General features: G+C 54.7%; 8 protein-coding genes and 1 tRNA gene. All 9 read left to right on the top strand.

Going from position 1 to position 8,236, the window contains the following annotated elements:
• Positions 1 to 593: EF-Tu C-terminal domain-related protein (locus AC6FTP_RS14880; RefSeq protein WP_497207705.1), on the top strand; the 593-nt coding region annotated here is incomplete at its 5' end.
• A 145-nt stretch (positions 594 to 738) separates the two neighbouring features.
• Positions 739 to 814 (top strand) — tRNA-Trp (locus AC6FTP_RS14875).
• Between the two features lie 54 nt (positions 815 to 868).
• Entirely contained in the window at positions 869 to 1,093 is a 225-nt protein-coding gene (locus AC6FTP_RS14870) for a preprotein translocase subunit SecE (protein WP_497203670.1), read from the top strand.
• 38 nt (positions 1,094 to 1,131) lie between these two features.
• A complete protein-coding gene (nusG, locus tag AC6FTP_RS14865; RefSeq protein WP_497207704.1) occupies positions 1,132 to 1,701 on the top strand; it encodes a transcription termination/antitermination protein NusG in 570 nt (189 codons plus the stop codon).
• A gap of 69 nt (positions 1,702 to 1,770) precedes the next feature.
• The gene (gene rplK / locus AC6FTP_RS14860; RefSeq protein WP_497203672.1) at positions 1,771 to 2,196 is read left to right on the top strand and encodes a 50S ribosomal protein L11; all 426 of its coding nucleotides are present in this window, start codon (positions 1,771 to 1,773) and stop codon (positions 2,194 to 2,196) included.
• A gap of 47 nt (positions 2,197 to 2,243) precedes the next feature.
• Positions 2,244 to 2,942 carry a 50S ribosomal protein L1 gene (gene rplA / locus AC6FTP_RS14855; RefSeq protein WP_497203673.1) on the top strand — a complete coding sequence of 233 codons (699 nt, stop codon included), beginning with the start codon at positions 2,244 to 2,246 and terminating at the stop codon, positions 2,940 to 2,942.
• An 18-nt stretch (positions 2,943 to 2,960) separates the two neighbouring features.
• Positions 2,961 to 3,473, top strand: a complete 513-nt coding sequence (rplJ, locus tag AC6FTP_RS14850) for a 50S ribosomal protein L10 (protein WP_497207703.1) — start codon at positions 2,961 to 2,963, stop codon at positions 3,471 to 3,473.
• A gap of 135 nt (positions 3,474 to 3,608) precedes the next feature.
• A complete protein-coding gene (gene rplL / locus AC6FTP_RS14845) occupies positions 3,609 to 3,989 on the top strand; it encodes a 50S ribosomal protein L7/L12 (protein WP_497207702.1) in 381 nt (126 codons plus the stop codon).
• Positions 3,990 to 4,340: 351 nt separating this feature from the next.
• The gene (gene rpoB, locus AC6FTP_RS14840; RefSeq protein WP_497207701.1) at positions 4,341 to 8,192 is read left to right on the top strand and encodes a DNA-directed RNA polymerase subunit beta; all 3,852 of its coding nucleotides are present in this window, start codon (positions 4,341 to 4,343) and stop codon (positions 8,190 to 8,192) included.
• Positions 8,193 to 8,236 lie beyond the last annotated feature (44 nt).

Here is an 8,236-nt window from a genome sequence, read left to right as displayed (position 1 = left end):
ACTACATCCCGCTGCCTGAGCGTCCAATCGATCAGGATTTCCTGATGCCAGTCGAAGACGTCTTCGCCATTGAAGGTCGTGGTACCGTCTGCACGGGCCGTGTCGAGCGTGGTATCGTGAAAAAGATGCAGGAAGTCGAAATCATCGGCATCCGCCCGACGATGAAGACCACCGTGACCGACATCGAAATGTTCCGCAAGCTGCTCGACGAAGGTCGTGCTGGCGACAACGTGGGTCTCCTCCTGCGCGGCGTGAAGAAAACTGACATCGAGCGTGGCCAGGTCATCGCCAAGGTTGGTTCCGTCACCCCTCACAAGAAGTTCACCGCTGAGGTGTACGTTCTTTCCAAGGACGAAGGCGGACGTCACACGCCCTTCTTCAACAACTACCGCCCACAGTTCTACTTCCGCACCACGGACGTGACTGGCAGCGTGACCCTTCCAGAAGGCGTCGAAATGGTGATGCCTGGTGACAATGTCTCGATCACCGTCGAGCTCATCACTCCTATCGCCATGGAGAAGACCATCCGTTTCGCCATCCGTGAGGGCGGCAAAACAGTGGGTGCTGGCCGTGTGGCCACCATCCTCGACTAATTGCGCTCGTAGGTTCGCTTGTCAGCCGCCGCAAAAGATCTGCATTCCGGATCTCTGCGGCGGCCTCTCCATCGCCAGATGGAAAGCGGACTTTACAAACACACCAGTCACAAGCATTCTGCTTCAGAAGGATATCAGACATAACAGGTCAGTAGCTCAATTGGTAGAGTAGTGGTCTCCAAAACCATTGGTTGGGGGTTCGAGTCCCTCCTGGCCTGCCATCCTTCATCAAGCGGACAAAGATTACACCCGATCCAAGTCCCTCACATCCCTTCATGAGTCGCATCATCGCCTATTGGAACGAAGTCGTCATTGAGCTTAGAAAAGCCACATGGCCTTGGGATCCGAAAGAAAAAGGCTTCGCCAAATACAAAGAACTCAATGACTCCACGATTGTCGTGTTCATTGCCATGCTCCTCCTTGGAGGTTTTGTCGCCTTCTTCGATTTTTCCTTCCGAAAGGCATTTGATGCCCTGACCTCCTGGTTCACCTCGATGTGATCCGGCTACTTTAAACCTTTTCCGTCCCCCTCCAACCTATGGGAGCTATTCCTGCCCCTCGCGATCAATGGTATGTGATTCATGTCCGTGCCGGCCTTGAAAACAAGGTCCGTGACTCCATGGTCCGCCGTATTCAGACGGAAGAAATGGGGGACCACATTTTTGCCGTTCTTGTACCCACGGAGCGTGTCTCTGAAGTTAAAAAAGGCAAGAAAACCGAGAGTAACCGCAAATTTTTCCCTGGCTACGTTATCGCCAATTGCCATCTGCTCGACGAGCACAACCGCCTGATCGACAAGACTTGGTACTTCGTAAAAGAGACTGACGGCGTGCTCAACTTTGCAGGAACGAAAGACCATCCGATTGCAATGCGTCCACGCGAAGTCGAAGGTCTGCTCGCTCAGCTTCGCGACAAGGAAGAAGGGGTCGTTCCGAAAATTGCCTTCAATGTTGGTGATACCGTCCGAGTCACCGACGGTCCCTTCGAAAGCCAGACGGGTATCATCGAAGAGATCGATCCTGAACGCGGCGTGTTGCGTGTCTCAGTCAACATCTTCGGACGTTCCACTCCCGTGGATCTCGAATACTGGCAGGTCGAAAAAGCCTGATCCTACTGCTAAACTCCTTCTGTCGGCTCTCCCCGCACTTCACAATCTCAAGCAAGCACCCCCAAACACATGGCCAAAGAAATCGTTAAACAAATCAAGCTCCAGATCAAAGCTGGCGCTGCCAATCCTGCCCCGCCAATCGGTCCCGCTCTTGGTCAGGCTGGTGTGAACATCATGGCATTCTGCAAGGAGTTCAATGCTGCCACGCAGAAGCTCGGCGGCGATGTCTTGCCGACCATTATCACGGTTTACAAAGACAAAAGCTTCACCTTCATCACCAAGCAGCCACCTGCTTCCAACATCCTGAAAAAGGTGGCGAACATCGCCTCCGGCTCAGGCGAAGCCAGCAAAAAGAAGGTCGCCAAAATCACCAAGGCTCAGCTCCTCGAAGCCACCAAGCTCAAGCTTGTTGACCTCAATACTAGCGACCTTGAACGTGCTTCCCGCATCATGGCTGGAACCGCTCGCCAGATGGGCATCGACATCATTGACTAACCCCAACGCAGGAGAACGCCTCACGTTCGAAAGCACTGCTAAATACCATGCAAACCCGAAGCAAACGATACAAGAAAGCCGCCGAAATGATCCCGGCGGGCAAATCATTTACGCTTGAAGAAGCTGCGGAACTCGTCCGCAAGCTGCCAGGCACCAAGTTCAACCAGAGTATCACGCTCTCCTTCCACATGGGTGTTGACCCAAAAAAGGGCGACCAGATGATTCGTGGCACCTGCCCGTTGCCAAATGGCTCCGGTAGAACCGTCCGCGTCGCTGTCTTCGCCATTGGTGCAGCTGCTGAAGCCGCCAAAGCTGCGGGAGCTGATCTCGTCGGTTTTGAAGACCTCATTGCCAAGGTCAAAGAAGGTCATATGGACTTCGATGTCGCCATTGCCACACCCGCTGCGATGAATGAAGTGCGTAAACTTGGTAAGCAACTCGGGCCACGTGGTCTGATGCCTAACCCAAGAACAGGCACTGTGACTGATGACACAGCCTCTGCCGTCAAAGACGTGAAAGCTGGTCGTGTCGATTTCAAACTCGACAAGAATGGCAACATCGCTTCCACCATTGGCAAAGTGCAGTTTGAAAGCAAAGCGCTCGTCGAAAACGGCACTGCCCTGATCGATGCCATCGTTCGTGCGAAGCCTGCTTCTGCTCGCGGCAAATATGTTCATAGCATCACACTCGCCGCCACCATGTCTCCGGCTCTCCGCATCGACGTGTCCAAATACATCAAACTCTAATCTCGGAAGCTCTGAATCATGAAAGCTGAAAAAACACTGCTCATCGAGAACCTGCTCAGCCGGGTCAATGCATCGCCCTACTTCTTCGTGGTCGATTACACCGGACTGAAGGTTGATAAATTCGCTGAACTCCGCAAGCGCCTCGCCGGTGCTGGTGCCGAGATTCACGTCTTCAAAAACACTCTCGTCAGGAAGGCCGCTGAACGCGCTGGTTACCCCGGTGACATTGGCACCCATCTTGTCGGACAGACCGCCGTTGTCTGTGGTGGCCAAGATGTCTGCGCCGCCGCAAAGGTGATGAAGAACTTCGCCGCTGAATTCGAAAAGCCGGTCCTTAAGGCTGGAGTGCTCGATGGCAGGCTGCTCGATGCCACTGGCATCAAAGTTCTCGCCGATCTTCCTTCGAAGGATGTGCTCCGCGCCACACTCCTTGGCGTTCTCAACGCACCTGCCTCCAAACTCGTCCGCCTCCTCAACGAGCCCGCCGCATCGCTTGCTCGTGTGCTCAAGGCAAAAAGCGAAGTCGCCTGATCCACCCACACCACACTTTGACCAGATGGCCCCTCGGGGCCTGAACATAAACACCCAATGGTTCCTTGCCGGAGTGAAGGCTTTCACTCTTAAACTCCCCGGTGCTCCGGGAAACGGCGATACCGACACACTAATATGGCAGACCTGAATAAAATCGTTGAAGAACTGAGCGGCCTTACCGTCCTGGAAGTCGCAGAACTCGTGAAATCCCTTGAAGACAAGTGGGGCGTGAGCGCCGCAGCTCCTGTCGCCGTTGCAGCCGCTGGCGGTGGTGCCGCCCCTGCAGCCGCCGTCGAAGAGAAAACCGAATTCGACGTGATCCTCGTCGATGGCGGTGCGAACAAGATTTCCGTAATTAAGGAAGTCCGCAATGTCGTCGCCGGTCTCGGCCTCGCCGAAGCCAAAGCACTCGTCGAAAAGGGCGGTGCTAAGCTCAAGGAAGGCGTGAAGAAAGAAGAGGCCGAAGAGGTCAAGAAGAAGCTCGAAGCCGCCGGTGCCAAAGTGGAGATCAAGTAAGCTCCCCTTTTTCAACCGTGTGCCGCCTTTCGGGGCGGCACGCGGACGAAAAAGATTCAATTGTCAGAGTTCCGAAAATATCCCAGTCACACATGGCCGACACTACCTCCGCAAATTCCCGCTATCTCGAAGATTGTTCTTCGGGAACTGGAGTTTCTGGCGGAGACAGGTCATCGTTTCCTTTTCTCCCATCCCTGCATCCCACTTTCAGTGGGCAAGCAGGTGATTCCATTTCCACACTAAAATCCTCGAAGTTCGGGCTGGCGGCCTGACCTTCGAACTTTGGTGTTCCGTGGAGCCCCGCTCCACACCCCCCACGCCCCGCCACCTCGTAGTCTCCCCACCTCGCTTATGTCCCTGCGCACCAACTTTGGCAAGATCCACGAAGTCTCCGAGCCACCGAACCTGATTGAAATCCAGCTTCGGTCCTATGAGGATTTCTTGCAGAAGAACATCCTCCCCTCAAAGCGCAAGGACGTCGGCCTTCAGGCCGTGTTTAAAGAGGTCTTTCCGATCGAAAGCTACGACCAGAAAATGACTCTCGATTTCGTGCTTTACGAAATCGGTGACCCCAAGCTCACCTCTCTGGAAGCCATCCGCGAAGCTGAAACCTACAGTGCACCTCTCTACGTCACCTTCGAGCTTCGCGAAGAAGCCGGTGCCAAACAGGAACGAGTGTACATGGGTGAAATCCCGCTCATGACAGATCGCGGAACATTCGTCATCAATGGTGCCGAACGTGTCGTCGTTTCCCAGCTTCACCGCTCTCCCGGCATCTGTTTTGAAAGCAGCCAGCATCTGAATGGTCGCTGGCTCTACGGCTTCCGCATCATTCCTGACCGCGGCACTTGGCTTGAGGTTCAGTTCGACACGAATGACCTTCTTTATGTCTATCTCGACCGTCGTCGTCGTCGCAGGAAGTTCCTCGCAACCACGCTGCTGCGTGTCATCGGCTACTCGACTGATGAAGAGATCCTCAAGCTCTTCTACAACATCGAAGATCTGAAGCTCAAGGAGAGCATCAGTGAAGAAGAGATCGCTACCAAGCTTCTCTTCCGCGACATTCTTGACGGCGAACTCATCGTCGCCCGTGCCTATGAGCCTCTGACCGCAGGCGTTGCCAAGCAGCTCATCCAGCTCGGCCACAAGAGCATCAAGGTCATCACGGCCTCTCAAGACGACCTCATCGTCACCTCCCTGCGCAAGGATCCAGCCAAAGACGAGGAAGAAGCCCTCAAAGAAATCTACCGCCGCCTCCGCCCAGGCGATCCACCGACTGTGCCAAATGCAAAGGCGCTCGTGAAGCGTCTCTTCTTTGATCCCAAGCGCTATGACCTCACTCGTGTGGGTCGTTACAAGATCAATCAGAAGCTCACCCTCAAGACCGACACGAACGTCCGAGTCCTCGACCCGAACGATGTCGTTTCCGCCATGAGCTACCTCTTTAAGCTACGCGCTGGTGAAGGTCTCCTTGATGATATTGACCATCTCGGCAGCCGCCGCGTGCGTGCCGTGGGTGAACTTCTCTCCAACCAATGCCGTGTTGGTCTGGCCCGCACCGAACGACTGGTAAAAGAGCGCATGACACTCTTCGACGTGAGCATGGATGTCATGACTCCCGGTAAGCTCGTCAATCCGAAGGCGCTTGCCGCCGTCGTGCGTGACTTCTTCGCCCGCAGTCAGCTCAGCCAGTTCATGGATCAGATCAATCCTCTGGCCGAACTGACCCACAAGCGTCGTCTGTCCGCCCTTGGGCCTGGTGGTCTGAATCGTGACCGTGCCGGCTTTGAAGTTCGTGACGTTCACCCATCTCATTACGGTCGTATCTGCCCAATTGAGACTCCCGAAGGTCCGAACATCGGTCTGATCAACTCGCTCGGAACTTACGCTCGCATCAACGAATTCGGCTTCATCGAGACACCTTATCGCCCTGTCAAAGACGGCATCGTTTCGGATAAAATCGAATACCTTACTGCTGACCAGGAAGAGAACCATCACATCGCCCAGGCAAACAACCTTATCGGCGAAGGCAACCGCTTCAGTGGCAACAAAGTGACTGTCCGTTATCGTGGCGACTTCCTCGAAGTCGAGCCTACGAAACCTACGCTCATGGACGTGTCCCCCAAGCAACTCGTCTCCATCGCGGCGAACTTGATTCCCTTCCTAGAGCATGATGACGCCAACCGAGCCCTCATGGGTTCGAACATGCAACGCCAGGGCGTGCCACTTCTCGAAGCCGAAGCCCCACTTGTCGGCACCGGCATGGAAGGTAAAGCCGCTCGTGACTCCCGCGCTGTCATTGTCGCTGATGCCAATGGCACCGTAGCCGCAGCTACAGCTGATGTCATCATTGTCACCAAAGACGGCCACCTCCCTTGCAGTGAGAAGGACTTCCTAGCCAATCCAACTAAGTCGTGCAAAACCGACCCGGAAGCCGGCATTTATGTCTATATGCTCCGCAAGTTCGGTCGCTCAAACGCCGGCACCTGTATCAACCAGCGACCGCTTGTCAGTCGTGGACAGAAGATCAAAAAGGGAGACGTCATCGCTGACGGCCCTTGCACAGATCAGGGCGAACTCGCGATCGGCAAGAACATGCTCGTCGCGTTCATGCCTTGGAATGGATACAACTTCGAAGATGCCATCGTCATCAGCCGTCGAGTCTCCCGTGAGGACATCTATACTTCCATCCATATCGAAGACTTCGAAGTGCAGGCTCGTGACACGAAGCTTGGGCCTGAAGAAATCACCCGGGACATCCCGAATGTCGGTGATGAGGCTCTCAAGAACCTTGATCAGGACGGCGTCGTGCGTGTCGGTGCCGAAGTGAAACCTGGCGATATCCTCGTCGGCAAAATCACTCCGAAATCCGAGACCGAACTCGCCCCAGAAGAGCGGCTTTTGCGCGCCATCTTCGGTGAGAAGGCTGCTGACGTGAAGGACACCTCACTCCGCGTGCCTTCTGGTTGCGCTGGTATCGTGATGGATGTTCGCATCGCCTCCCGTGGCAATCAGAACAAAGGTGAAGAGAAGGAAAAGCTCTCCCCTGCTGAAGCCAAAAAGCAAATCAAGCAGATCGAAGAAGATTACCGCACGAAGAAGGAAGACCTCACCGAGCAGCTCACCGAGAAACTCAGTGACATCCTTCTCAATGAGAAGATCCCGCTTGATGTGGTCAACGGTCAGACCGGCGAAATCATCCTCGGTGCCAACAAGAAGATCACCAAGACTCTTCTCCGCAAGCTCGCCGAAAGCTACGATTCCGTCGAAATCGACCCCAGTCCGATCCGCAACAAGATCTTCGACATCATCCAGAGCTTCGAACAGAAGTTCGCTGATGCAGACATGGAACGTGAGCGCAATCTCGACCGTATTGAGACCAGCGAAGATGGTGCCGCAGATGGTGTCGTGAAGCTGGTCCGCGTCTTCGTCGCCTCCAAGCGTAAGCTTAGTGTCGGTGATAAGATGGCCGGTCGTCACGGAAACAAGGGCGTTGTCGCCACGATCGTTCCTGAAGAAGATATGCCGTTCCTCGAAAACGGAACTCCAGTGGACATCGTCCTGAATCCTCTGGGCGTGCCGTCACGAATGAACGTCGGTCAGGTTCTTGAAACCCATCTTGGCCTCGCCTGTAAGGCACTGGGCATGAAGATCGCCACCCCGGTCTTCGATGGTATTCCTGAATCAAAAATTATGGAGTACATCAAGGACGCAAAGAAAGTCGTCGGTTACGAGTGGATGGGCCTCAATGGCAAATCCAAGCTCATCGACGGACGCACTGGCGAGCCTTTCAACCTCGATGTCGTCGTGGGTTACATTTACATGCTGAAGCTCGGACACCTTGTCGCTGACAAGATCCACGCCCGTGCCGTCGGCCCTTACTCGCTCGTCACACAGCAGCCGCTGGGTGGTAAGGCACAGTATGGTGGTCAGCGTTTCGGAGAAATGGAGGTGTGGGCACTTGAAGCCTACGGTGCCGCGTACACGCTGCAGGAACTTCTCACCGTGAAATCTGACGATGTGCAGGGACGCACACGCATTTACGAACAGATCGTGAAGGGTGACCACGCGTTGGAAGCCGGCACACCGGAATCCTTCAACGTTCTGATCAAGGAAATGCAGTCCCTCGGTCTCGATGTGAAAGTCCACAAGCGCTCCAACCAGGACGCTGAGGTCGAAGTCATCGAGCGTTTCACCGCTTAATTCTAAACACTGAACCCAAGCCGGTAAACCTTAACGCACCACCA

Source organism: Prosthecobacter sp., assembly GCF_044378005.1.
In the GTDB taxonomy this organism is placed as follows: Bacteria; Verrucomicrobiota; Verrucomicrobiia; order Verrucomicrobiales; family Verrucomicrobiaceae; genus Prosthecobacter.
This window is presented reverse-complemented; position numbering and strand designations above follow the sequence as displayed.

Bases quoted from the DNA above. Each gene is read 5' to 3' on its own strand.
- rplK (WP_497203672.1), top strand. From the start codon at position 1,771: ATGGCCAAAGAAATCGTTAAACAAATCAAGCTCCAGATCAAAGCTGGC.
- rplJ (WP_497207703.1), top strand. From the start codon at position 2,961: ATGAAAGCTGAAAAAACACTGCTCATCGAGAACCTGCTCAGCCGGGTC.
- rpoB (WP_497207701.1), top strand. From the start codon at position 4,341: ATGTCCCTGCGCACCAACTTTGGCAAGATCCACGAAGTCTCCGAGCCA.
- nusG (WP_497207704.1), top strand. From the start codon at position 1,132: ATGGGAGCTATTCCTGCCCCTCGCGATCAATGGTATGTGATTCATGTC.
- rplA (WP_497203673.1), top strand. From the start codon at position 2,244: ATGCAAACCCGAAGCAAACGATACAAGAAAGCCGCCGAAATGATCCCG.
- rplL (WP_497207702.1), top strand. From the start codon at position 3,609: ATGGCAGACCTGAATAAAATCGTTGAAGAACTGAGCGGCCTTACCGTC.
- AC6FTP_RS14870 (WP_497203670.1), top strand. From the start codon at position 869: ATGAGTCGCATCATCGCCTATTGGAACGAAGTCGTCATTGAGCTTAGA.